The 25584-nt window shown below is 63.0% G+C and carries 24 protein-coding genes; 4 read left to right on the top strand and 20 right to left on the bottom strand.

Going from position 1 to position 25584, the window contains the following annotated elements; all coding sequences use genetic code 11:
* The first annotated feature begins 560 nt into the window (after positions 1–560).
* Positions 561–1418 (top strand): metallophosphoesterase, encoded by an 858-nt coding sequence (locus AOBCEHNH_RS07335; protein WP_152063757.1) that lies wholly within the window; start codon positions 561–563, stop codon positions 1416–1418.
* A gap of 72 nt (positions 1419–1490) precedes the next feature.
* Positions 1491–2267, top strand: a complete 777-nt coding sequence (locus AOBCEHNH_RS07340) for a hypothetical protein (protein ID WP_152063758.1) — start codon at positions 1491–1493, stop codon at positions 2265–2267.
* 113 nt (positions 2268–2380) lie between these two features.
* On the opposite strand, the gene AOBCEHNH_RS08070 is transcribed toward AOBCEHNH_RS07340, so the two are convergent.
* The 3 genes from AOBCEHNH_RS08070 to AOBCEHNH_RS07355 form a co-directional block, all read right to left on the bottom strand.
* Complete coding sequence (locus AOBCEHNH_RS08070) at positions 2381–2608, bottom strand: YbaK/EbsC family protein (protein WP_226803354.1); 228 nt, start codon at positions 2606–2608, stop codon at positions 2381–2383.
* A gap of 767 nt (positions 2609–3375) precedes the next feature.
* A complete protein-coding gene (locus tag AOBCEHNH_RS07350; RefSeq protein ID WP_152063759.1) occupies positions 3376–7983 on the bottom strand; it encodes a 2-hydroxyacyl-CoA dehydratase in 4608 nt (1535 codons plus the stop codon).
* Complete coding sequence (locus tag AOBCEHNH_RS07355) at positions 7983–8705, bottom strand: TetR/AcrR family transcriptional regulator (protein ID WP_306437547.1); 723 nt, start codon at positions 8703–8705, stop codon at positions 7983–7985. Before AOBCEHNH_RS07355 ends, AOBCEHNH_RS07350 begins: the two co-directional genes overlap by 1 nt.
* Before the next feature lie 289 nt (positions 8706–8994).
* On the opposite strand from AOBCEHNH_RS07355, the gene AOBCEHNH_RS07360 reads away from it, so the two are divergent.
* Complete coding sequence (locus AOBCEHNH_RS07360) at positions 8995–9807, top strand: 5'-methylthioadenosine/S-adenosylhomocysteine nucleosidase (protein WP_152063760.1); 813 nt, start codon at positions 8995–8997, stop codon at positions 9805–9807.
* Between the two features lie 84 nt (positions 9808–9891).
* On the top strand, positions 9892–10515 hold the full coding sequence (gene yihA / locus AOBCEHNH_RS07365; protein ID WP_152063761.1) for a ribosome biogenesis GTP-binding protein YihA/YsxC: 624 nt from the start codon (positions 9892–9894) through the stop codon (positions 10513–10515).
* On the opposite strand, the gene AOBCEHNH_RS07370 is transcribed toward yihA, so the two are convergent.
* The 17 genes from AOBCEHNH_RS07370 to AOBCEHNH_RS07450 all read right to left on the bottom strand — a co-directional run bounded on the left by AOBCEHNH_RS07370 (position 10512) and on the right by AOBCEHNH_RS07450 (position 25566).
* Positions 10512–11522 carry a YitT family protein gene (locus AOBCEHNH_RS07370; protein ID WP_152063762.1) on the bottom strand — a complete coding sequence of 337 codons (1011 nt, stop codon included), beginning with the start codon at positions 11520–11522 and terminating at the stop codon, positions 10512–10514. The two genes, yihA and AOBCEHNH_RS07370, sit on opposite strands and share 4 nt — an antisense overlap.
* Positions 11523–11726: 204 nt before the next feature.
* Complete coding sequence (locus AOBCEHNH_RS07375; protein WP_152063763.1) at positions 11727–12593, bottom strand: MetQ/NlpA family ABC transporter substrate-binding protein; 867 nt, start codon at positions 12591–12593, stop codon at positions 11727–11729.
* Positions 12594–12718: 125 nt separating this feature from the next.
* On the bottom strand, positions 12719–13384 hold the full coding sequence (locus tag AOBCEHNH_RS07380) for a methionine ABC transporter permease (RefSeq protein ID WP_118271902.1): 666 nt from the start codon (positions 13382–13384) through the stop codon (positions 12719–12721).
* Positions 13377–14117 carry a methionine ABC transporter ATP-binding protein gene (locus tag AOBCEHNH_RS07385; protein ID WP_152063764.1) on the bottom strand — a complete coding sequence of 247 codons (741 nt, stop codon included), beginning with the start codon at positions 14115–14117 and terminating at the stop codon, positions 13377–13379. Before AOBCEHNH_RS07385 ends, AOBCEHNH_RS07380 begins: the two co-directional genes overlap by 8 nt.
* A gap of 60 nt (positions 14118–14177) precedes the next feature.
* Complete coding sequence (locus tag AOBCEHNH_RS07390) at positions 14178–14324, bottom strand: hypothetical protein (RefSeq protein WP_006723939.1); 147 nt, start codon at positions 14322–14324, stop codon at positions 14178–14180.
* Between the two features lie 122 nt (positions 14325–14446).
* Entirely contained in the window at positions 14447–14989 is a 543-nt protein-coding gene (locus AOBCEHNH_RS07395) for an Asp23/Gls24 family envelope stress response protein (protein ID WP_152063765.1), read from the bottom strand.
* 97 nt (positions 14990–15086) lie between these two features.
* The gene (locus AOBCEHNH_RS07400; protein ID WP_152063766.1) at positions 15087–15485 is read right to left on the bottom strand and encodes a DUF2273 domain-containing protein; all 399 of its coding nucleotides are present in this window, start codon (positions 15483–15485) and stop codon (positions 15087–15089) included.
* Positions 15486–16022, bottom strand: a complete 537-nt coding sequence (locus AOBCEHNH_RS07405; protein ID WP_152063767.1) for an Asp23/Gls24 family envelope stress response protein — start codon at positions 16020–16022, stop codon at positions 15486–15488.
* 142 nt (positions 16023–16164) lie between these two features.
* Complete coding sequence (locus AOBCEHNH_RS07410) at positions 16165–16971, bottom strand: YebC/PmpR family DNA-binding transcriptional regulator (RefSeq protein WP_006723943.1); 807 nt, start codon at positions 16969–16971, stop codon at positions 16165–16167.
* A 172-nt stretch (positions 16972–17143) separates the two neighbouring features.
* Positions 17144–17974, bottom strand: coding sequence for a prolipoprotein diacylglyceryl transferase (gene lgt, locus AOBCEHNH_RS07415; protein WP_152063768.1), 831 nt, complete (start codon positions 17972–17974; stop codon positions 17144–17146).
* Positions 17975–18070: 96 nt separating this feature from the next.
* Positions 18071–18352 carry a NifU family protein gene (locus tag AOBCEHNH_RS07420; RefSeq protein ID WP_039910734.1) on the bottom strand — a complete coding sequence of 94 codons (282 nt, stop codon included), beginning with the start codon at positions 18350–18352 and terminating at the stop codon, positions 18071–18073.
* A gap of 167 nt (positions 18353–18519) precedes the next feature.
* Positions 18520–18990, bottom strand: a complete 471-nt coding sequence (rlmH, locus tag AOBCEHNH_RS07425; protein WP_118271896.1) for a 23S rRNA (pseudouridine(1915)-N(3))-methyltransferase RlmH — start codon at positions 18988–18990, stop codon at positions 18520–18522.
* A gap of 9 nt (positions 18991–18999) precedes the next feature.
* On the bottom strand, positions 19000–20733 hold the full coding sequence (locus tag AOBCEHNH_RS07430) for an aminotransferase class I/II-fold pyridoxal phosphate-dependent enzyme (protein ID WP_264297779.1): 1734 nt from the start codon (positions 20731–20733) through the stop codon (positions 19000–19002).
* Between the two features lie 847 nt (positions 20734–21580).
* Complete coding sequence (locus tag AOBCEHNH_RS07435; protein ID WP_152063770.1) at positions 21581–22504, bottom strand: hypothetical protein; 924 nt, start codon at positions 22502–22504, stop codon at positions 21581–21583.
* Between the two features lie 246 nt (positions 22505–22750).
* Complete coding sequence (locus AOBCEHNH_RS07440) at positions 22751–23635, bottom strand: patatin-like phospholipase family protein (RefSeq protein WP_193221225.1); 885 nt, start codon at positions 23633–23635, stop codon at positions 22751–22753.
* Between the two features lie 165 nt (positions 23636–23800).
* The gene (locus tag AOBCEHNH_RS07445; protein ID WP_152063771.1) at positions 23801–24664 is read right to left on the bottom strand and encodes a class I SAM-dependent methyltransferase; all 864 of its coding nucleotides are present in this window, start codon (positions 24662–24664) and stop codon (positions 23801–23803) included.
* Complete coding sequence (locus AOBCEHNH_RS07450) at positions 24661–25566, bottom strand: hypothetical protein (RefSeq protein WP_152063772.1); 906 nt, start codon at positions 25564–25566, stop codon at positions 24661–24663. Before AOBCEHNH_RS07450 ends, AOBCEHNH_RS07445 begins: the two co-directional genes overlap by 4 nt.
* Positions 25567–25584: the final 18 nt, after the last annotated feature.

The following is a 25584-nucleotide window of genomic DNA, read 5'->3' on the forward strand; positions in this document are numbered from 1 at the left end:
GGCTACCACCACCTGCAAGAATCGCAAAGCTGCATCTTGCTGGAGGACTATGCCGACTTTAAAATGTCACCCGCGATCCTGCTTGGCTGGCACGCATGCGATGGCATCGCGTGGCGCCTGGAGGAAAAATACCGGACGCCCTCGCCTCCAGACATAGCAAATCGATTAGATTTGGCGGAAGTTACACGGCCGGCTTTGGATACCGCAGCCGCGCGGGAACATGGATGCGAGGCGGCGGGCGATATGGTTCGGGCATCGAAAGCCCCTCCCCTTGCGGCCCCTCCGGGGGTGGACGGCGATGGTCGTGGCGCCAACCGCGTAGTGGCCTGACCCGCTCCTGCAATCGGGCGCATCTTGACCCCCGTCCCAGTAGGGAGAAGCCCCTTTCTCCAATATGAAGATCCCCAAGCTGCTTTGCTCCTTTTATATATTTTTCAACCCTCTATTGGTAGCGTTTTTTCATAGGCATCTACCAGCGGGTTTATAAAACTTATTTATTATTAGGGAGAGGCATATTGGAGATTTTACTATTGTTTAACCCCTCCCTGAAAGGAGAAGGTATGAAGACAATCGTTGTTGGGGACATGCATCAAAAGCAACATCCGATCTTGCCGATTGTGGACAACGCCATCCGGTTCCTTGGCGCGCGGCGGGTCGTGCTGCTCGGGGATTATTGCGATGATTACAGCCCCAACAGAGACACAACCGATGCAAAAAAACTGCTAGAAGGGTTGGAATTTCAGGCAGATTGGATCGATCGAACGCGCGGGCGCGGCATACAAGTAGACGCCCTGCTGGGAAACCACGACATGCAGTATCTCATCGAGCGACAGGGGCCGGGCACCAACTTGAACTGCATCATCCCCGCACAGCGACTGCTCGCCCAGATGAACGTGCGCATGGCGGCAGCCGTCGATGGATGGCTCGCCACGCACGCAGGCCTTACCAGCCAATTCGCGGACATCGTCCTCGAAATCGATGTCGAGGCAGAGTCGTTCGGCGAGCCGTCATATTCCGCCGATTCACTCGCCGCCCAGCTCAACGCCACGTTCGACCACGCGCTGAGCGAGATGTTCGAGCACGGCAACGATGAGGAGCTCCTGCTGTTCAACCTCTGCGGCCCCGGCCGCGGCGGCATCAGCATCCCCGGGCCACTATGGGCATCGACCAGCGAACTCACGGTCCTCGGGATGCCGCACCTCAACCAGATCGTCGGCCATACGCCCGTCTATTCCGCCCGCGAGCTGGAGGAGCAGGGTTTCCGCGGCGAGCGATTCATAGCCTGCGACACGTTTTCGACCGATTTCGATTTCCGCCCGCTCGGCGATGGAAGCATCCTGCTCGCCGATGATGAGACGCACGAGATGCGCGCCGTGACACCCGAGGAAGTAGACTGCGAGTGGGCGGGAGCATGCTGATTCTTACGGGCATCAGACCTACCCGCCACATACATGGGAAGCCACATGAACTGAAAGAAAGAAGGACGACAAATGAGCGACAACTCTGTCCTTACCTGTAATAAATTTCTCGAAGCGATCTTCGAGCAGATCCGACCCCATGCAGACAATCCCGAAGAGTTTACAAGCGAGTGGAAGAGAATAACGGGCGAGCTCGACAATAAGGTCAAGGAGCTTGAGCGAAGCATGTCCGAACGAGATGAGTTGGTACGGGAGCTCCTTATTTTGATGCGCACTCAACTTGTTAAAAGAACCGATGAAAGTACCCCGTTTGATGATTGGGATCTTCAAGCCTCGCAAGGCTGCACCATTTTGCGCGACTACGCAGACCTCGATCCCCGACCCTCCAAATTCGGCGGTCATCAGTGCGACGGCATTAAGTGGACTGAGATTGAACGAAGCATGATGCCCGACCATCCTAAAAGGCGATTTGATTTCCGCGGCAGCGAACGCAACGGCCAACCCTATTATAGCTGCCTGGATCACGCCATAAGCAATTTGATTTGCAAGGTCTGGGGTTTCTCCGGCTTTACCGATTCAAAATTCAGCGAACCGAAGAAAAGCATGCTGCCTTCAATCCGCTTCGACACCGAATGGTGGAAAGATGCAAGCATGTACTTTGCCGTGTTGCTCTGCTTCGGAGACAGCATCCTTGATGATCATGTTTTTCTCGACAACATCAGCGTGACCTTCAATGAGCCCGCCTCGTCGCAAGATAAGCTAGAAACCGTATTAAGCGCAAAGAAGGCGCACGATATTCGTGAAGCACTCTGGGAACGCATACAGGAACTCATTTCGGACAGAGGATAATGCGCAGCCCTCTAAGCAGACATAGCTCAAGCAGCCTGCATGAACGCTAGCCCTGACCCCAGCCCGCAGAAGGTCAGGGTCAGGTCGCCCTTACCCCGCGAGCTTGCAGACGTCTACCCACGTGGCACCTGGCATGGCAACCGAAAGCTCCTTCGGCGTCGGCGCACGGTGCTGTTGGAGCTGCCGCACGCGGGACACGCGCATCCAAACCGACGGATGGATTCGTCCAGATACACGGGCACGCCTTCTGCCACCGCGAAGAGACACACGCCATCGGGGGCATGACCCACCAGCCCCTCCACGCGGTCGCCGGAAATCATCTTCACCTTGGCGTGGAACATGGCCTTGAACTTGGATTATTGATCTTAGTATCGCCCGCAGCACACACGGGCATCGCGCCCTCGCTCATCGGACACGAAAGCGTCTTCACAATCTCGCCCTCGCTCGTGCCAACGGCCTACGCCGCTATCGACACCGTGGCAGATGAGACGTCGAGCTCCATGACTCGACCACCGAGCCGCGTTGTTCCAGATACGCTTTCGCCTGATCAAACGACATCGAGCCCTCCAATTTAAGCCCCCTTAAGCGACGGGGAAATCCCGCGCCCGTGCAATTGCCTTACAAAGCTCGCGTCGATTGGATTACGCATGCGCGTCATTGGCAACATCATCTGGATGCTCTGCGGCGGCATCTTCACCGCGCTCTACTGGTTCGGCGCTGGATGCCTGTTCTGTATCATTTGATAATCGCTGTCGTCAGATCGCTCATTTTAACCAAGACAACGTTGGCGGCGCGCACTTTCGGAGATGCGCGCCGCGCTTCTTGAGGTTTTTCGTATCGAAATTAAGAACTCGCGAGCAGGCCGAAAGTGGCGGTAGGAAAAACCGCAGGTCGCTGGAGGCCACAAATGCCGCTTACTCGACGAATCCCGATTTGAATACGAAAAACCTCATTTAGGCTTGCCGACTTGGAACGTAAACGACAAAAGGAGATGAGCCCGGGATGAGCCGCCTCCCATTTCTTGGACATGAGAGAAAGAAGGCGGCTCGAGCGGCCGCCTTCTTTTCCATCGAATCTTATCCTCAGCCAAGGCGCCCAGTCGAGGTGTTTACTCCTCCGCGTCGCCCTTGCTCGCGCGCTTCCAGTGCAGGCCGCGGCTCAGGCGGTGCGCCACGCGCTCCACCTCGGCATCGCTCGTGAGATGGTGCGGCTTCATGCGGCTTGTCACCGAGTCGCGGCGGATGGTGGCGATGGGTTCCATCACAAAACCCTTGCCCGCGCGCATGTTCTCCTTGGCCACGCTGATCATGAGCTTGATACGGTTGAGCTGGTTGACCTCGCTCGCGCCCGGGTCGTAGTCAACGGCCACGATATTGCTCTCGGGGTGCAGGCGGCGCAGCTCCTTGATCACGGCCTTGCCCACCACGTGGTTGGGCAGGCACGCGAAGGGCTGCGTGCAGATGATGTTCGGCGCACCATGGTCGATCAGGTCGAGCATCTCGGCAGTGAGCAGCCAACCCTCGCCCATGTTGTTGCACAGGGAGAGAATCTGACGTGCCTTGTCCTGCATCACGGAGATGGGCTCGGGGCGCTCGAAGCGATCGCTCTTCTCGAGCATCTCGTCTACGGGCTTGCGCATCCAATCCACCAGGCCGATCGCAGCGTCCATGCTGGCGCGCGCTGCGGCTGAGCTGCCCAGCTCGTCCTTCTGCACCTGCGCGTTGCTCATGGAATACAGGAAGAAGTCGAGCAGGCCCGGCACCACGGCCTCGCAGCCCTCTGCCTCGATGACGTCCACCACGTGGTTGTTCGCCGTGGGGTGGAACTTCACCAGGATCTCGCCGACCACGCCCACGCGCGGCTTGGAGCCCTCACCCGTGAGCGGCAGCGTGTCGAACGCCGTGATGGCCTCGCGGGAGAGCTTGGTGAAGCTGCGGCGCGTGAATGTCGGCGCGAGGCGACGGGCGCGCTCCATGAAGTCCTCGAACAGCTCGTTGGCAGCCCCCTCCTCCGCCTCGTAGGGACGCGTGCGATAGAGCATCTGCATCATGAGATCGCCGAACAGCACGCTGTACACGCAGGACTTGAGCAGCGGGACCGTGAGCTTAAAGCCCGGGTTGCTCTCGTCGAGCTTCACGGCGGAGAGGCTGATCACCGGGATGTCGGGATGCCCGCTGTCGCGCAGGGCCTTGCGGATGAGCGCGATGTAGTTGGTGGCGCGGCAGCCACCGCCAGTCTGGGTGATCACCACGGCGGTCTTGGACAGATCGTAGCGTCCGCTCTCGATGGCCTCCATGATCTGACCCGTCACCAGGATGGACGGATAGCAGATGTCGTTGTTCACATAGCGCAGACCCGCCTCCACGGCACCGCGGTCGGTGGAGGGCAGAAGCTCCAGGTTGTAACCGCCGGCACGGAAGACCTCCTTGATGAGGTCGAAGTGGATGGGCGCCATCTGCGGGCACAGGATGGTGTAGCCCGCCTCGCGCATCTCCTCGGTGAAGGGCACCTTGGGAAACGCCGCGCTCGCGGCGGCGCGTTGCGGCTCGAGGGCGTATTTGTGCGTGGCGAACACCGGCGCATCAGGGCTCGGCGCGACGGGCGCGGCCTCGCCCTGCTCGTACGCCTCGCCCGCGGCAGCCGCCTCGGCGGCGCGCTCGGCCTCCTGGTCTTTCAGGGCGGCCATGAGCGAGCGGATGCGGATGCGCGCGGCGCCCAGGTTGGACACCTCATCGATCTTGAGCACGGTGTAGATCTTACCGCTCGCCTCGAGGATCTCCTGGACCTGGTCGGTGGTAAGCGCGTCCAGGCCGCAGCCGAACGAGTTGAGCTGGATGAGGTCCAGGTCGTTGCGCATGGTCACAAAACGCGCCGCGGCGTACAGGCGGCTGTGGAACATCCACTGGTCAACCACGCGGATCGGACGCTCGGGCTTCACCAGATGCGCCACGGAATCCTCGGTGAGCACCGCGAACCCAAAGCTCGCGATGAGCTCGGGCAGGGCGTGGTTGATCTCGGGATCGTTGTGGTACGGGCGACCTGCCAGCACGATGCCGCGGCCGCCGTTGTCCTCGATCCAGCGCATGGCCTCCTCGCCCATGGTCTGGATATCCTGATGGAAGCGCGCGTCGGCCTCGTAAGCGGCGTTCACGGCCTGATCGATCTCGGTGCGGGTGAGCTTGGGCCCGCGCACACGGCCGCGACCCGCCTCGGCGTCGGCCACGCGCTCCACGGCGAGCAGCTCGTACAGGCGGCGCTTGAGCTCTACCTTGTCATGGTAGGGCACGAACGGGTACATGAACTCGACGTGGTTCTCGGTGATGGCGTCGACGTTCAGGCCCAGGGCCGTGGGGTAGCTCATCACGATGGGGCAGTTGTAGCAATTGCCCGCCGTGGGGTCCTCCTTGCGCTCCCAGCGCACGCAGGGCATCCAGATGAAATCCGGGTCCTTGGCGATGAGGTTCATCACATGGCCGTGGGAGAGCTTGGCCGGATAGCACACGCTCTCGCTCGGCATGGACTCGATGCCGCTCTCGTAGGTCGCCTTGTTGGAGTTGTCGGAGAGCATCACCGAAAAGCCCAGCCGCGTGAAGAACGCATGCCAGAACGGATAGTTCTCGTACATGTTGAGCGCACGCGGAATGCCCACCGTGCCGCGCGGGGCCTCGTCGGGGCTCAGGCACTCGCGGTCGAACAGCAGCTTGTTCTTGGCGGCGAACAGGTTGGGCGCCTCGGTCTTGCGCTTCTTGTGACCCGCGCCCTTCTCGCAGCGGTTGCCGGTGATGAATTTGCGCCCCTCGCCGAAGTCGTTCACCGTGAGCTGGCAGTTGTTGGAGCAGCGACCGCAGCGCACATGACGCTGAGCCACCGTGAGACCGGCGATCTCGTCGGCCGAGAGCACGGTGGAGGTGCCGGTGGCGCCGGCACGGTCGCGCGCGAGCAGGGCCGCGCCGTACGCGCCCATGCAGCCGGCGATATCGGGACGCACGGCGTTCACGCCGGTGAGCAGCTCGAACGCACGCAGCGTGGCGTCGGACATGAAGGTGCCGCCCTGGACGATCACCTGACTGCCGATCTCCTTGGGGTCACGCAGCTTGATGACCTTGAACAGGGCGTTTTTGATGACGGAGTAGGACAGGCCGGCGGCGATGTCACCCACCGTGGCACCTTCCTTTTGCGCCTGCTTCACGCGGGAGTTCATGAACACGGTGCAGCGGCTGCCCAGGTCGACGGGGCCGCGGGCGGCGATCGCCTCGGCGGCGAAGGCGCGCACGTCCATGTCCATGGACACCGCGAAGCTCTCGATAAAGCTTCCGCATCCGCTGGAGCATGCCTCGTTCAGCATGATGTGCTCGATCACGCCGTCGCGGACGCGCAGGCACTTCATGTCCTGGCCACCGATGTCGAGGATGAACTCTACACCGGGCAAAAACGCGCGGGCGCCGCGCAGGTGCGCCACGGTCTCGATCTCGCCGGAATCGGCCTTGAGCGCCTCGATGAGCAGGGCCTCGCCGTATCCAGTGGTGGTCACGTGGCCAATCGTGCACCCTGACGGGATGTGCGCGTAAAAGTCGGCCATGATCGTCTTGGCCGTGCCCAGGATGTCGCCGTTGTTGTTGCCGTACCAGGTGTGGAGGAGCTGGCCGTCCTCTCCCACCATGGCCGCCTTCATCGTGGTGGAACCGGCGTCCAAACCGATGAACACGCGACCCGTGTAACCCTCGAGATCGCCGCGGGGCACGACTTCCTTGGCGTGGCGCGTGCGGAACTCGGCAAGATCGTCGTCGGTCGCGAACAGCGGCTCGAGGCGGGCGACCTCGGCGCCCTGCGTGTCGCCCAGGCCATCGATCGCCTCGACGAGCTCACCGAGGCGCACGAGCTTGCTCGACTCATGCGCCATGGCAGCGCCGGAGGCCACGAACAGATGCGCGTTCTCGGGCACGATGATGTGCTCGTCGTCGAGGTCGAGCGTGAGGTAGAAGCGGTGGCGAAGCTCGGAGAGGTACTGCAGCGGGCCGCCGAGGAACGCCACATGGCCGCGGATGGGGCGACCGCACGCCAGACCCGAGATGGTCTGCGTCACCACGGCCTGGAAGATGGAGGCGGCCACGTCCTCGGGACGGGCGCCCTCGTTCAGCAGCGGCTGGACATCGGTTTTGGCGAACACGCCGCAGCGGCTGGCGATGGGATAGATGTTCTCGGCGCGCTTTGCGAGCTCGTTCAGCCCCGCGGCATCCGTGTGCAGCAAGGTTGCCATCTGATCGATGAACGCGCCGGTGCCGCCGGCACACGTGCCGTTCATGCGCTGCTCGATGCCCGAGTCGAAGTAGATGATCTTGGCGTCCTCGCCGCCGAGCTCGATGGCGACGTCGGTCTGCGGAATCAGGGTCTCCACCGCGCGCTTGCTCGCGATGACCTCCTGCACAAACTCGAGGCCGAGCCACTGGGAGAGCAACAGGCCGCCCGAACCCGTGATGGCGCAGGTCATCTGCGCCTCGGGCAGCAGCGACGCCGCACCCTCGAACAGGTCGCGCGCGCATGCGCGAACATCGGTGTGATGGCGCTGGTACTTGGCGTAGACGATTGCGTTCTCGTCGTTCAGGACCGCGAGCTTGACGGTGGTGGAGCCAACGTCGATGCCCAGGTGGAGCGCGCCGCGCGCGTTCTCGGGGTTCCAAACCGCGTTCTCAACGGCCTTGGTCTGCATGTCGGTCATCAGTCGTTCCTCCCTGTGGAACCTGAGGTGATGTCGTTGAAGTCTATAGCTGGAATGTCAATATTCAGTCCCATGAGCTTGGCACCGTAGGCGGGGACCTTGACGTCAATGGGCATGCCGTACAGGTCGCCCGGACGCACGAAGGCGATCACCGTCATGATGCGCGCCATGGTCTCGGGGCTCTCCGCCAGATCGCGCTCGAACCACAGCTGGACCACGCCGACCTCGGCGGAAACAACCGAAGCGAGGTAGTAGTCGAAGAACGCACCCACGGCGGCGGGAAGGATTCCGGTCTGCATGCGGTCGGACACCTCAGAGCACGACATGTCGATGACCTTCTTGATGAAGGCCTGGTCGCCGCCGGGCCCTATGAGGGCGCCAATGAGGTCGCGGTTCTCGGAGATGTACGTAAGCAACTCGACCGAGCCGGGCGCCGGTTCGAGGCGCTCGATGTTCTTGTACAGATCGGGCAACGTCGCCTCGGCAATGGCGCGGACGCGGACGCGAATCTCATCGAACAGGCCGTTCTCGACCTGCTCGATGAAATCGGGGATGTCCTTGTAATGCGAGTAGAACGTGCGGCGCGTGAGGCCCGCACGCTCGGTGAGCGCGGCCACGCTCACGCGGGCAATGTCCACGCCCGAGCTGAGCTCCGCCACAAGGGCCTCGCGCAAAGCGCGCTGCGAGCGCAGGATACGCCGATCCGACTTCAGGGGACGCATGGCCTCCATCTGGGCATCGAGTCCTTTCCATATGGGATATTTCACTCGACGTGCATTATTGCACGCAGTGTGAATCATCACGGAACGTCTATCGAATTGGGGCCATATCTGCACAGAGCCCCAACGGGGGGTCTCAATTGGGGACAGGTACAAATTGAGACGTTTTTCACCGGTCAAACACGCCGCCCGCAATCGAGAATGGTCTCAATTTGTACCTGTCCCCAATTGAGATCTAAGAGACTCTGTGCTGGTAGAATAGGTCGCGATTGAATTTGAAGATTGGAGACCCATGGCACCTGTCATCGCCATCATCGGAGCGCTCGAGAAGGAAGTGCGCCAGATCTACGCCGCCGTCGAGAAGGGCACCGTCGTCGACGAGGCCGGCCTGCACATCGTGGGCGGCGAATACCACGGCTTCGAGATCGTTGCCACCACGGCCGGTATGGGCACCGTCAACGCCGCGGCCGCGGCGCAGCACCTCATCAGCGCGCACGGCGCCAACGCCATCATCTTCTCCGGTATCGCCGGCGGTCTCAACCCTGCCCTGCACATCGGCGACGTCGTGATCGGCGAGCAGCTGCGCTACCTCGACACCGACACCGCCCTGATCGCCGAATCCGCGCCCGGCCTCGAGGAATTCTCCAGCAGCGATTTCCTCGTCGAGCTTGCCGAGCAGACCCTGCGCGCCCACGGCTTTGTCGATGCCGCGCTCTCCGAGGGCGATGCAGCGACCGCCCGGGCCGAGGCCGACGCCACCCTCTTCCGTCGCAACAACACCGATTCCGAGCCGCAGCGCTTCCTGCGCGGCACGATCGCCACGGGCGACCGCTTCGTGAGCGGCGCGGAGGCTAAGGCGGCCGCGATCGCTGCGACGCAGGGCGACTGCGTGGAGATGGAGGGCGCCGCCATCGCACACGTCGCTGCCAAGAACGGCATCGACTGCCTGGTCTTGCGTGCCATCTCGGACAACTGCGACGAGAGCTATGACGCCCTTTCCTCCCGCGAGTTCGATCTCGAGGAGTACGCCAAGAGCGCCAGCTCCCTCGTGCTTTCCATCGTTCGCCGCCTCGCGGTCCAGCTCGGGATCGAGCCGCGCGACTAACGGCGCACCGCACATTCCCGGACGCGCCGGCCGTATCCGCACGTTCCGCAAGCCCCGCCCCCGATCACACAGAGAGGCATTCCCATGGCAGAGGCCATCAACTACAACAAGGTCCATTTCGTCGCCAGTTACGGCAAGGCATCGCAGATCCCGCGGTCGACCTGCCCCGAAGTGAGCTTCGTGGGCCGTTCCAACGTAGGCAAGTCCTCGATCATGAACAAGCTGTTCAACCGCCGCGGCCTCGTGAAGGTCTCCTCCACCCCGGGCAAGACCGCCAACGTCAACTTCTTTGAGGCCGACGGCGTGCACTTCGTCGACCTGCCCGGCTATGGCTTCGCACAGCGCAGCAAGGCCGAGCGCGACCGCTGGGCCCAACTCATCGGCGACTTCTTCGATTCCGAGCGCAGCTTCAACCTGGTCGTCTCCCTTGTGGACATCCGCCACGACCCGAGCAAGCTCGACCTGCAGATGATCGAGTTCCTGCGCGAGAACGGCTTCAACTTCATCGTCTGCCTCACTAAGGCCGACAAACTCTCCAAGTCGCAGCAGGGCAAGCAAGCCGCGTCGATCCGCAAGCAGATCGGCGTCCCCGCCGATCGCCTCATCGTCACGAGCAGCGAATCCGGTCTGGGCATCGACCGCCTCAAGCAGGCCATCGTCGATTTCTGCCTGGATGACGAGGATGAGAACGAGGCCGCCGTCGACTAGTTGACGCCCCTGAAGCCCTTGCCCACGATCTCGGAGCTGTCCACGATCGTGATGAAGCACCCCGGATCGACCTCGCGCGCGTATCGACGCAGCTTCACGGCCTCACGGCGGCTCAGCACGCACATGATCACCGTCACGAGCTGACCTGAGAACGCACCGTATCCACGGCTGATGGTGGCCGTGCGGTTGAGCTCCTTGACGATGTAGGTCTCGACCTTCAAAGGCTCCTTGCAGATGATGGTGCAGACCTTCCTCAAATGGATGCTCTCGATGGCCTTATCGACCACCAGTGTCTTGGCGAACAGGCCGAGGACGCAGTAGAGACCCACGCGTGGACCGTACAGCACCGCCGCGATGCACACGATGCCGATATCCACCAGCAACAGCGCGCGCCCGATCTCGAGCGTACTATGGCGTTTGAGGATCATGGCGAGGATGTCGGTGCCACCCGTCGACGCGCCGATGTCGAACACCATGGCGCTGCCTATCGCGGGCAAGATCACGGCAAAGCACAGGTCGAGCCACATATCCCCCGTGATGGACGTTGTCGACGCCCCGGGGAACAGCATCTCGAACAGGGACACGTAACCCGAAAGCGCGAACGATGCGAACACGCTCCACAGGATCGCCTTGCGCTCCAAGAAGATGAATCCCAGCGCCACCAGCACGATGTTGATGATCCACATGAAAGCGCCGACCGGCAACGTGGGGAACAGCGTCGAAAGGATGACCGACACGCCGGAGGTACCGCCGAACGCAAAGTGGTTGGGCGTCTTGAACAACACGATGGCCAGGGCGGTGAGGATCAACCCGCCATTCAAGATGACAAAGAAGCGCAGGAAGCCCGGGTCCTTGCTGCGACGAGCGCCAGCTTGCTCGCCGCGGCGGATGTCCTCCTCGCTCACGAGATGCTCAAGGGGCTCGACCGGTGTCGTATGTTGGGTCGCCGCCCATGAAGAGGCGGCCTCCGTCGCCGTTGGCTTTGCTTGCTCTTTCTGCTCTTCCACGCCGCGCCCCGCTTTTCGAATCGGTTCCTCGCGCCCCTGATGGTAACGCGAACGGCCCCTTATGCAAGCAGCGTTTGCGACAGTTCGGGCAACGGACAATCACAGGCGTCATCGGCATGAAAAAGGCGGCCGCCCCTCGGCGACCGCCCCATATAGCCTCTTATCACCCGAGACGATACCCGGGCCCAGAATCGACAGCGAAACCTAGAACGCGGGAAGCACGTCCTCGCCGTAGTTCTCCTCGAGATAAGCCTTGAAGTCCCCAGAGGTAAGCACCTTGACGAGGGCCTTGATTCCCTTGGAATCCTCCTGGCCCTTGGCGACGCAGATGATGTTGGCGTACCTCTCAACGGCGAGCGAATCGGAGGACTCGTGCGCGAGGGCATCGGCAACGTGATAGCCGGCCTCGATGGCATAGTTGCCGTTGATGACCGCAAAGTCGACCGAGGAAAGGGCACGCGGCAGCGCAGCGGCCTCGAGCTCCTGGAACTTGAGGTTGTGCGGGTTCTCCTTGATGTCCTTGGGCGTGGACTCGAGGTTCTCGGGGTCGGAAAGGGTAATCAGGCCAAGATCCTGTAGCAGGAGCAGGGCGCGACCCTCGTTGGTGGGGTCATTCGGAATCGCGACCGTGGCGCCGTCGGAGATATTGTCGAGGTCATCGGACGCACCGGCGTACACCGCGAAGGGCTCGTAGTGAATCAAGCCGGCGGACACGAGGTCGGTGCCGTTCTTCTCGTTGTAATCCTCGAGATAGGTGATGTGCTGGAAGTAGTTGGCATCAACGGAGCCAGCGGACGTGTCCTTGTTGGGCTGGATGTAATCGGTGTACTCCTTCACCTTGAGCTTGATGCCCTGCTCGGCGAGAAGAGGCGCGGCGAAATCCGTCAGGATCTCGGCGTGCGGCGCGGGGCTGGCGGCGACAGTCAGCACGGCGGAATCGGCCGCGGCGGAGCCGGCGGGAGCGGAAGAGCCGCCGCAAGCGGTGAGCCCGCCCAGGGCAACAACGCCCAGACCGGCAGCAAAAGAGGTGAGCAGGGAGCGACGAGAAACGGAAGCGTTGAAGTTCTTCATGATGGGATCCTTTCGAAGGACGTTGTTGAGAGATGAATGGTCTGGGGCCAGACAGGGTTTCCCAGATGCTGCAGGTTGACGCAAGCGACGATTGAACGCAGAAATGCGATGCCCGGGAAAGCCCGTCAGCGGTGATCGACCTTGCGGGCAATGAGATTGCACACTGACTGGATGAGCTGGACGAGCACGATGAGCAGCACGACCGTGGCGATCATGGCACCGTCCTCGTAGCGGTAATAGCCGTAGCGGATGGCGATATCGCCCAGGCCGCCCGCGCCCACGGCGCCGGCGATGGCGGTGTAACCCAGCACGGCGATGAGCGTCACGGCGATGCCACGCACGATGCTCGGCAGCGCCTCGGGCAGAAGCGCCGAGAACACGATACGGGGCACGGACGCGCCGCACGCCTCGGCGGCCTCCACGGCGTCGCGGCTCACCTCGGCGAGCGATTGCTCGACCATACGGGCCACAAACGGGGCGGTCGCAACCACCAGCGGCGGGATGACGCCCACCACGCCCGTGGAGGTGCCAACGAGCGCCTGAGTGGCGGGCATAAGGGCGATCAGCAGAATGATGAACGGCAGGGAACGGCCGATGTTGACCACCCAGCCCAGCACCGCGTTCAGCACGGGCACGGGGCGCAGGCCGTTCGGCGCGGTGAGGTGCAGCACGACACCGAGGACCGTGCCGATCACATAGGCGACCGCAGTGGACGCGAACACCATGACGAGCGTGTCGATGGTGCCCTGAATGAGCAGCGGAGCAAACTCCGCGAGGAAATCGTTAAGCATCCCAATCCACCTTTCCGAGCAGCACGCGCGTAGCCTCGGCCTGGGGATCGGCGAACACCTTCGCCACGCTCCCCTGCTCCACCACGCGACCGTGCTCGAGCACCGCGACGTTATTGCAGATCTTCTCGACCACATCCATGGAATGGGTGATGACCACCAGCGTCACGCCGGTCTCGCGGTTGATGTCGCGCAGCAGCTTGAGGATGGTGTTGGTGCTCTTGGGGTCGAGCGCGGAGGTCGCTTCGTCGCAGAGAATCACCTCGGGCTCGCAGGCCAGTGCGCGGGCAATGGCCACGCGCTGCTTCTGACCGCCGGACAGCTGGCTGGGATAGCTCTGGGCCTTCTCGGCCAGTCCGACGCGATCGAGCAACTCGAGCGCGCGGGCGCGGTTCTCGGCAGTCACCTTGCCGGAAGCGGCGAGGAACGGGAAGCACACGTTGTCCAACACGGTCTTTTGCGCGAGCAAGCCGAAGTTCTGGAAAATCATGGCCACGCGACGACGATACGCGCGCAGCTCCTCGCCGGACAGGGCGGTGACGTCGCGGCCATCAACCTCGATAGTGCCCGACGTGGGGCGCTCGAGCAGGTTAATGGTACGCACGAGCGTGGACTTGCCCGCACCGCTCATACCGATGATGCCAAAGACATCACCGTCGGCGATATCGATGTTGATATCCGAAAGGGCGTGCGCGCCGCCGTCATAGGTTTTGTCTAGATGCTTGATGCTGATCACGAGGAAAACTCCGCTTAAAGATGGTTTTGGGATAAATGGCCATCTCCCGCCGGAGACAACCTAGTGGAGGCGCCCGGTCTCGGTCAGCACGCGGAAAACGCGCGGCATGACAAAGTGCCCGGGCGAGGGCATCTCCATGACCATCATCATGCTCGCGATATGTCCGTCAAACGTAATCATGGGGATGAGCTTAACAGGGTACCCCATATCGGGCAACCATGGAAACCGCCATGAAACAAAAACGGCCGTCTGCAAACAGACGGCCGCATGCCCTTTGGCGACATGTTGCAAATTGTACCTGTCCCCAATTGAACAGCTTTGGCGATGTCTTACTCGTCGTCCTCGGCGTGGCGCTTCTTGCTTGCCTCGTACTCCTCGCGCGTCACCACGTCCTCGATGCGCAGGTTGATGCCTGCAACCTCCAGGCCGGTCATAGCGGTCAGACGCTCGGTCACGCGCTCCTTCACGTCCTCGAAGATCGCCGGCGCATAGCAACCGTACTCGATGATCACGGAGATGTTCACAATCACACGATTGTCGTCGGTGACCTCAACGGTAACGCCCTTGGTGAGGTTCTCGGCGCCGAAGGTCTCCTGCACGAGATGCATAAGGTTGCCCTTCATGCCGAGCACATGCGGGACCTCACGCGTGGCCATGGCGACGATCTTCTCGATAACGCCGTTGGAATAGGTGAGAGAGTCCTCAGAATCGTCCTCGAGATCCTCTTCGAACTCGGGCTCGTCCTCGAGCGCAGACTCGTCCGCCTCGTTCATATCCTGCTCCATGAGCTGCAGCTCGCGCTCGGCCTCGTCGTCAGCCTCCGAAAACGCGACCTCGATGCCGAACAGTCCCTGCTTCTTCTCGTCTGCCATGGTGTCCTCCCCTGTCGGGCTCTGCCGTCTGATTTCCTCATGCTATCGAATATGCCCACGAACGCGCGGTTCATGCACAGGCGCGGGCGGCGTCATGTTATTTGTCGAACAGACGGCGGATGAAGTTCACCGCCGCGTTATCGCCGTCACGCATTTGACCGATGACCACACCGACGCCCACGAACACGGCGATAACAATGGTGTCCCACAGCCCGATGACCAAGATGAGCACCGCCAGCACGAACCCCATGATGCCGTACAGCGTGGCATGCGGATGCGCATCGGCGTGCTCCCACATCCTGCGCCCCAGCTCGCGGAAAAAGCCGAAGGTCGCCTCGTGGAACGTCTCGGGGCGAGTGGTCCCATCCGCATCGGTCGCGCTCGCCTGCGAGCCAGCCTCGGCGGAAGACGTATGCGTCTTGCTCTCGACGGGCTCGACGACATGCTCGATGACGGCTTTGGGCGCTCTCTGCGCGCCCTTTGCAGTATCACTCACTTAGCAAACCTCCCTGGTAACGGTCACGGTCTTGCTCGGCAAGAACCGAACGCGCACGGAAACACCGGGCACACCGAGCATCTGCTCGCACGCCCGCTGCACGCGGCCCTGCATATCCTGTCCAAGGGCCGCAAGGTCCCCATCAACAAGAGCGATCGCCTCGATCTCGATATGGACCTCCGAACGGTCACGGCCCCGCACGTGCGCCCCGACCTCCTCGATGAGCACGTCATCGCACTCGGCGGCAGTGCGAGAAATGGAAACGAGCGCGGGTAGGGCGACTTCGATCTGCACATCGCCGGAAAGTCGCAAAAATTCAGGCTCTGGCTTGTCCGCAATGGCCGCGATCAAAAGCACCGCCATCTGGACGAGCACCACGCACACGCACGCAAACGCGAGAACGCGTACCCACGGCACAGCCAGCAGGGCATTGAAGCGATCCGTATGGGGGCCGAATTGAGAGCCCGCGAACAGGCCAACCACAACCACGGCGGCGATCAGGTACAACATCACGCCGATCTTGCGTATGCGCCTCATGGGCCCTCCTCTCTCCGGTGCAACGCGCGCAGACCCTCCGCGCGCGATAACGCTTTCCTATTATAAAGCGAGCCGGGCCCACGGCGATGCGGACCCGGCTTCACAAGCACTTCTTAACCAAGCGGCGAAAACCGCGTGGATGTTACTCCTCTTCGAGGGCGGCGATGACCTCATCGGTCATGTCCATGGTGGAGTACACGTCCTGGACGTCGTCCAGGTCCTCGAGGCGGTCGATGAGGCGCTGGACCTTCTTGGCGTCGGCGCCGGAGACAGCCGTCGGGGTGGTCGGGACCATGGTGAGCTCGGCGCCCTTGACCTCGATGCCCTGAGCCTCGATGCCCTTGGACACGGCCATGAGGTCGCCCGCGGCGGTCCACACGACCCACTCGTCACCGGCATCCTCGTAGTCGTCGCCACCGGCCTCGGCGATGACCATCATGAACTCTTCCTCATCGCCGGCAGCGCCGTTGGCCATGAGGTTCTCCTTCTTGTCGTTCGGGTCGACGATCTGCTTGGAGACCACGACCTGGCCCTTGCGCTCGAACTGGAAGGCAACGGAGCCGGTGGTGCCCAGGTTGCCGCCAGCGTGGGAGAAGGCGGAGCGGACATCGGCGGCGGTGCGGTTGCGGTTGTCGGTCAGGCACTCGACGTACACGGCAACACCGGCCGGGCCGTAGCCCTCGTACACGATGTTCTCGTACACGGCGGCATCGGCGCCGGAACCGAAGGCCTTGTCGATCGCGGCCTTGATCTTATCCTTGGGCATGGACTGAGCCTTGGCCTTGGCCACGGCAGCGGCGAGGGAGGCGTTGTTGTCCGGGTTGGGGTCGTTGCCAAGACGGGCCGCGACGGTGATGTTACGGCTCAGCTTGGAGAACAGGGCGGAACGCTTAGCGTCCTGCGCACCCTTGCGGTGCTTGGTAGTTGCCCATTTAGAGTGTCCGGACATATGATGCTCCTTCTATTTTCCCGCCCGCGGTGTTGGCGCGAGCCCATATAAACACACGTTCAGCATGATATACCGATTGCCGACCATGCGAAAGGTCTTTGAGTCAGCTTCACACACGGTCTCAATCGAGGAGGGGGCGATTGCCCGAAAGGCAAACGAGCGACCGATTGTCCTACAGCCAATCGCGATGTTGCGGTCGTCTGGTCTTCCACGCGTACACAAGCAGCGCCGCGCCCACAGCGATCAGCGGTAGGCTCAACAGCTGCCCCATGGTGAGCCAACCGCCGGCGAGGTAACCAAGCTGCGCGTCGGGCAGGCGAACGAACTCGATGAGAAATCGCACGATACCGTAGCCGAGCACGAAAATGCCGAGGTACGAACCCTGGGGCAGCGGCTTTGCACGACGGCTCAGCACATACAGGATCGCGAACAGCACAACACCCTCGAGCAGCGCCTCGTACAGCTGGCTCGGGTGACGCGGCACGTTGCCCGCCGCACCGCCAAAGACGACTCCCCACGGCAGATCCGTGGGCTTGCCCCACAGCTCACCGTTCACGAAGTTCGCGCAGCGCCCCAGGCAAAGCGCCAGCGGTACGCCCACAAAGGAGGCATCGGCCACCGTGAGAGGAGAGATTCGCAGGTAGCGGCAGGCGATGAGCCCTCCCAGCAAGCCTCCTGCAAGACCGCCGTGGAAACTCATGCCGCTGATTCCGCCGCCGTTCGTGCCAAAGAAGATCTCAAGCGGATGCGTGAAGTAGTATCCGTTGCTATAGAACAGCACGTATCCCAGGCGCCCACCAATCAGCAGGCCGAATACGACGGCGATGACGACGGTCATGACGTCATCGGGGGTGAATCCGATGTTCCAGCGTTTCTGGGTCCGGTACATCACGAACCCTGCCAGCAGCGCACCGACCATATAGGCCAATCCGTACCAGTAAATCGTGATGGGACCCGCCGAGAACGCGACGGGATCGAGGCTGTGATACAGCTCGTTGAGCATAATGCCCCCTTGCGGCGCCCCGACGAGGCACACCTTTACACAAAGAGCCGGGCCGGCCGTGGTGTCCACGATCCGGCCCGGCTCCATCACGGATGATTAGAACGGCATGTACTCGTCGTACAGGTCGTTTGCGGCATCGGCGCCGCCGCCAACCTGCTCGACGCGCGTCACGCCGGGCACATGCTCCTTGAGGATACGCTCGACACCCATGGAAAGCGTCAGCGAGCTCATGGGACAACCGGCGCAGGCGCCCTGCAGCTCCAGCTTGACCACGCCATCCTCGGTCACACCTATGTACTCCATATCGCCGCCGTCGGCCTGGAGGTTGGGGCGGATCTGCTCAAGCACCTCTTTGAGGAGGGTCTCGTCTACTGCCACGGAGACTCCTTTCATCTACAGCGAGCCGGCCGATGGGCGGGCCCGCGTCAATCGCACGGGTGGTGCACATGATACTACAGCGTGATACCCGCCCGCAGGGCTTCTATGCACCCCGGTTGCCCACAGAGCCGCCCATGGGCCCTCGCACCGGAAACGAGTGGCAAGCCCTACTTGTGATACGGCTCGCCGCGCATGATCTTGAACGCACGGTACACCTGCTCGAGCAGGACCACGCGAGCAAGGTTGTGCGGGAGCGTGATGCGCCCGAACGAAAGCCGCTCGTCGGCACGAGAGCGCACCTCGGGCGAAACACCGCACGAACCCCCGATGACAAACGTGATCGAGCTCTCGCCGCGCAGCATCAGGTCGTCCAGATGTGAGGCGATCTCCTCGCTTGAACGTTCCTTGCCGCCGATGTCGAGCAGCACCACATGCGAGCGTTCGGGGATGGCGGCGAGGATGCCCTTGCCCTCGAGGGCGCGGCCCGCCTCCTCCCCGCCTGACTTCGCGGGGTCCCGGTCGGCGATTTCGACCATCTTCACGGTCGCGTACGCTGAGAGACGTTTGGCGTATTCCGCGCAGGCATCGGCCCAAAAGCGCTCCTTGAGCTTGCCGACGGCGACGACGGTGATTTTCATGCACGCCCCCTAGCGCTGGCGATACGTCTCGAAGAATTCCGCCAGGTCCTCCATGGCCTCGTGGAGCACGTCCATGGGCGGAAGGTAGACGATGCGGAAGTGGTCGGGCTCTGGCCAGTTGAAGCCGCCGCCGCGGGTGATGAGGATGCCCTTCTGATGCAGGAGGTCGAGGGCAAACTGCTCGTCGTCGCGGATATTGAACTTCTTGACGTCCATCTTGGGGAAGATGTAGAACGCCGCCTTGGGCTTGACCGCGGTGATGCCGTCGATCGCGTTGAGGGCCTCGTACACGTAGTTGCGCTGCTCGCACACGCGACCGCCCGGCGTCACATAGCTCTTCACGGACTGATGCCCACCGAGCGCCGTCTGGACGATGGACTGCGCCGGCACGTTCGAGCACAGGCGCATGTTGGAGAGCATGTTCACGCCGAGCATGAAGTCCTCGCCCAGACGCTTGTTGCCCGACACGATCATCCAACCGATGCGATAGCCGGCAATCATATGGCTCTTGGAGAGGCCGGAGAACGTGACGCAGAACAGATCGGGCGCGAGGCTGGCGATGGAGACGTGCTCCGCATCGTCCATGCACAGGCGGTCGTAAATCTCGTCCGCGAAGATCATGAGCTGGTGCTTGCGGGCGATCTCCACAATGCCCTCGAGCACTTCCTTGGCGTACACGGCGCCGGTGGGGTTGTTCGGGTTGATGATGACGACCGCCTTGGTGCGAGCCGTGATCTTAGCCTCCATGTCGGCGAGGTCGGGATTCCAATCGGCCTGCTCGTCGCAGCGATAATGCACGGGCGTGCCGCCGGCCAGCGTGGCGCAAGCGGTCCACAGCGGATAGTCCGGGCTGGGGATGAGAATCTCATCGCCGGTGTCGAGCAGGGCCTGCATGCACAGGTTGATGAGCTCCGAAACGCCATTGCCGGTGTAGATGCCGTCCATGCTCACGTTGGGCAGGCCCTTGAGCTGGGCGTACTGCATGATCGCCTTGCGCGCGGAGAACAGTCCGCGGCTGTCGGAGTATCCCTCGCACTCGGGCAGCTGCTCGCGCATGTCCTGGATGACCTCGAAAGGCGTGCGGAAGCCAAACGGCGCAGGGTTACCGATATTGAGCTTGAGGATGTGCGCACCCTCGGACTCGAGGCGAGCCGCCTCGTCGACCACGGGACCGCGGACGTCGTAGAGGACGTTATCGAGCTTGGAAGACTTTTTAAAAGTGCGAGTGTTCTCAGACATGATGTTCCCTTCGGAATGCGAGCTGGAGGTCGAGCGGTCCGCGAATGTGCGGGGCTCCGGGAAGGCGGCGGCAGGCCGCGCCTCGGCTCGTCCGGGAGGATCGGACATCACGGGGCTGGAAGGGGTGAAAGCGGACGTGGCAGGCGCAACGGCTCCGTCGGCCGGCGCGGACGCGGGGGCGGGGGCGCCATCAGCCGTGGCGGGCGCGGCGGACGCGGGCGTGGCGGCATCATCGGGCACGGCGGGCGCGAGGGCGGCAGGGGCTGCAGATTTAGTACGCGCGACGGGTGCGGGCGCGGGCGTGGACTCGTACTCAGCCGCCCAGCTCTCCCCCGTAAGCTCGAAAGGTTCAATTTCAAGGATATCTGCGAGCAGCTGCACCACCGCGCGACGCGGGAGCGTTTTGCCACTCACGTACTGGCTCACCTGGCTCTTGCCGAGCTTCGACCCGCGGTCCGCAGCCATGCGAATCAGGTCGGCCTGCTTGAGACCGCGCCCGTCCATGGCGTGGCGCAGGCACGAGGCAAAGACCTCCACCGTTGTCGGCGATGTATTCACGGTGTTTTCACCCTCAGCCACTTCTACTCCAATCATGAAATTGAACTCTAAGTTCAATTTCGCAAGAGTCTATCACGAGAGTTCAATTCTTCGATCAAAAGAGTTCAATTTTCATTGCACATCAAGAAGCCCACATCCAATCGGGACGCCGCATGCGGCTGCACGTCAACATGCGCCTGCACGTCCACATGCGGCTGCACATCCTCATGCACCTGCACGTCCGACTCGATCTCTCCTCCTCATGTAACCAACGCACGCGATCTGGATGCCGTGCACGGTTTGTAGGCTATGAACGATTGGAGGATATGAACGATTGCCGCTTCTTGCACTATTGGACGCTCAGCATTTTCCCAGGTAGATACATGTACAGAAATGGAGGTTGTGAGCGAACCGTTCATAGCTTGCAATTTCTGCCAGGCAAATCGTTCACAGCTTCCAACCGTTCATATCCTGCAAAAATGCCCAGGCGCTGGGCCCAGGCGCCCGTGCCCAGGCGCACCCGGGCCCGCGCCCGGGCCCGGCACGGGCCTGGCACCGCAAACCCGGACAACAAAAAAGGGGCGCACGGGAGTTTCGAATCCCGTGCGCCCCCGACGTGCGCGTTTTCTTGCTGTAGCCACACTCGGCAAAACCAGCAGGCTCGATCGAGCCGGACCACTGCAACCAACCCGACCACTCGGGCCGATGCGATATTGCAATCGCGGCTTAAGCCCATGTGGCCAACGGAACCGCAGAGACGATCAGCTCCCTGCCCCGCTTTGGCCGGACCCGCCGGACCGCGCTCAGCCTCGCTCTAGAAGCGACGGCCACCGCGATCGCCGTAGTTGCCACGGCCGCCGCGATCACCGTAACCGCCACGACCACCGCGGTCGTCACGGCCACCAAAGCCGCCACGGCCACCACGGCCGCCACGGTCACGATCGCCGAAGTCGCGACGAGGGCCGCGATCGCCAAAGTCCTTGCGAGGACCACGGTCACCGAAATCGCGGCGCGGGCCACGGTCGCCACCGCGATCGCCAAAGCCACCACGGCCACCGCGGTCGCCGCCACGGCCACCGAAGTCCTTGCGCGGGCCACGGTCGCCACCACGGCCGCCGAAGCCGCCGCGACCGCCGCGGTCGCCGCCACGGCCACCGCGATCATCGTTGTCCAGACCCATCTCGGTCAGCGGGTCGATGAGCTTGTCCATGAGTGCGACGATATCCTCGGCGTCCAGCTGGGACAGCTGCGGGACGAGCTTCTTGCGCTTGCCACCGATGGAAGCGGCGAGCTCCTCGGCGTTCTCGTTGGCGGAGACGAGGATGGCGCGCATGTCCTCCTCCTCGGGCATGATGCGCGTCACAGCGCCGACTTCCTCAGCCTCGCGCAGGATGCCGTCGAGCTCGCGCAGACGCATGCCGAGCAGGTCGGACATCTCCTTCTGCTCCATCTGGGGCTTGAGCTCGAGGAGCTTGAGGGCGCGCATGAGCTCGCTGGCGCGGGCGGCGTCGGCCTCGGCCTCACGGCCCATGGCGAACTTGCGGTTACGGAGCAGGCGAGCGGCGCGCTGCACCTTATCGAAAAGCTGGTCGTCCAGGCTGGGCTCCTCAGCGGCCTCCTCGGCGGTCTCCTCGACGACGTCCTCGGCCTCGACAGCCTCCTCGACGACCTCGACGGTCTCGGAAGCCTCGACGACCTCTTCCACGTTCTCGTTCTCGTTCTCGATGTACTCGGACATTTCGTCCTCCTTCTGCGCCCTCGGACGCGTTCATTGGGGGCCTCGCCCCGATGCCGGCGACCTCTATTTCCGCCTGGGCACCATCTCCACGCCTTCCGGCGTCTCATGCGGCACGCTCCATCTGAGCCTCGAATGCCGCCGTGCACCAGTGTACGCGCCGCGGAGCCACTTCAATCGTGCGCTTTTGGTGACACACACCTTTCGCATCCACCTGGGAATGTGGCTCCAATCAGCGGATGCCGCCGGCTATGCCAAATAGCACCTCACGTCCGCAATCCGCGCCTCGCCGTCGCGGCGCCCTACCTGGTAGATCCGCTCCAAGATCTCCGGGTCCTTTACGACGAGCGGCGCCTTGACCGACTCGCTCGGGCGGATGACGAGCGCCTTCCCGTCGCGCTCGAGGCGGGCCACCTCTTCGAGCTGGGCGTTATAGCGCACGTGGCGGTTGGCTAGCAACTCCACCAGCTTGGGATACGTACCGTATGCGCGCTTCAAGAGCGGCATGAGCCTGTTCGGCTCCTTCACGAATCCCGCGGGCTGTGTGAGAACGACCACGTTTCTGTCGTACCCCTGCGCGACCATCCATGCCGCTGGGATCGAGTTGGCGATGCCGCCGTCGAGGAGCTCGCGGCTATCGAGCTCGACGGGTCGCGCGAGCAGGGGCACCGAGGCGGATGCCCGAATCCAATCGAGGTCATCGCCATCGCCGCGTTCGATGTCGCGATAGACAGCCTCGCCCGTGACGATATCCGTGCAAACGGCCGTGAAGCGCATGGGATTCGCGACGGCGGCCTCTATATCGAAGGGATCGAGGTGCAAAGGCACCTCACGATAGGCGAAATCGATGCTGTAAAGCTCCCCGGTGCGCAGGAGGTTCTTAAGGCTGGCGTAACGCGGATCGGCGCAGAAGCGCTTGTTATAGCGGATGGCACGGCCCACCTGGCGCGACTTGATGTTCACGCCGAACGCGGCGCCCGCGGACACGCCCACCGCATGGGCGAACTCCACGCCGTGCTCCATGAACACGTCGAGCACGCCCGCCGTGTACAGACCGCGCATGCCGCCGCCCTCGAGCACCAAACCCGCCGTCATATCGCCCAGCCTCCCATCGTCGTGGTTTCGACGGGCCATTCTACGCCTATCGCACAGCGTGGCGTGAGGCCCCGCATGGGGAACCCATTTTTCGCTTCGCCGAGCGAGGGAGACGGATGCGGTGGGCCTTCCAGCTGTGCGCCTGCCGCTGCGGGCCCGTCCGCGGCGAGCCTGAACGCTGTGGGCGAGCCCGCCGTAGGCCCGTCAGCGCGGCGGGACGATGCAGTCGTAGCGCACGGCCTTGCCAGCGATTGCGTGGCTCGGCTTGACGCCGGCGAGATAGGGGCCCTTCACCGGGCGCTTGATCACGACTTTACGCGGACGCGCGGCAAGCGCGGCCTGGAGCAGCGACTCCTCGTCGAGGGGCTCGGTCGGGCGCTCGAGGCCGTGGATGAGCTGGAACTTCTTCTTGACCGCGGCGCTCTTGGTGCGCCCCGGGAACATGGGGTCGAGATAGACCACGTCGGGCTGCGCGCCCGTGCTGGCCCCGGCCCGCTCGAGGGCGATGCGGCTGTCGCCCGCGACCAAGTGCATGCGCTCGACGATAGGCCCGAGGACCTCATGCGCCGATGCCCGCGCGAGGGCGTCCTCGAGCAGGGCGGCGATCACCGGATCGGCCTCGCACAGCGTGACCGTGAAGCCGGCAGCAGCGAGCAGCAGGGAGTCTTCGCCCAGCCCCGCCGTGGCATCCACGGCACGCGGGGCCTCAACGCCCTTCACCCGGGCGGCCTTGACGAGCATCTCTCGCTGCAGGGCGCCCTGTTTGATGCGTGGCAGCATCTCGGCAAAATCGGGGCGGAGCTCCATGCCATCGCGCATGAGGGAGAGACCGTCGCGGGACACCTTGAGATACAGGAGGCCCGGCTCGGGAATGAAAGCCGCCTCCGAACAACCGGCCTCGCAGACCGCGAGCGGGGCGTCCAGTCGATCGGACAGTCCCTGTGCGCGGTCGAGCGAGCCCCCGTCGATGCAAAGCACCGTCACGGGCGATTCGGCAGAACCGACCCTCAATACGGCGACATCCGGCGCGCCCCGCATGCCGTCCTCCTCGATTCGAGACCCCGTCATGACCGGTCCCCGCCCTTGATGGCGTTGACCGCGCCACGGCGCACCTTGGCCGGGTTGAGCGTCGACGCGGCGGCGTGAATATCGATATTCACGCCCAGCAAGATCTTCGCCATCCAAAAGTAGAAGAGAAGCACCAACAGCGGAATGAGGCACGAGGTCACGAGCATCACCGCCAGCGACTCGATGAACTGGTTGAGCGACTCCTGGGCGCCCTCGACGGCGCTCGAAATCCCGCCGGTCACCGTGTCGATAGCGCCCTGGAAAAAGCCGAGGATGCCGCCTTCGTCCTTCTTGCCGCCCTCCGACTCGGCCTCCGCCGCGCCCTCGGCCAACGCCTCGGCCGCCTCGACCGACTGCGCGAGCGAAGTGTCGTACATGGCGTCGACCTGGTTGGTCACCCAGGTGCTGGTGGGTATGGCCAACAGCAGCACCGCGCCGATCAAGGCGAATTTGACGCCGAGGCGCACCGGCACGGCCGACCAGCGCGCACGGCCGTACGCCCAGGTGAACACAATCGCGGCGAGGAGCGCGAGCGGCATCACGAGCCCCAGCGCAACACCGCTGAAGATGGCGATGAGGTATTTCTCAAGGAACAGGGCAGCGAGCACGATGAGGAAACCGGTGCTCAGATCCATGAGCTTCTCGGCGATGGGCGAGCCCGCGTCGCCGGGGATCGCCGAGATGAGCGCTGATGCACCCGCGGAGCCCGCCGTGAGGGTGAGCACGTTGTCAATCTTCTCGTCGATGGTGGCAATCACCCCCGCATGCGCCTCGGGCGAGGCGAAGTGCGGGGCAAGGCCGAACACGAACAGGGCGATGAGGGCCACAAGGACCATGGTGACGATCGCCCGCACCTGGGTGCTGGGCCCGAACGTCTCGTCGTACTGCTCAATTTCGTTCATGGGAACACCTCTCATCGA

Origin of the sequence: Collinsella intestinalis (assembly GCF_902501455.1) — a bacterium.
Lineage (GTDB): Bacteria > Actinomycetota > Coriobacteriia > Coriobacteriales > Coriobacteriaceae > Collinsella > Collinsella intestinalis.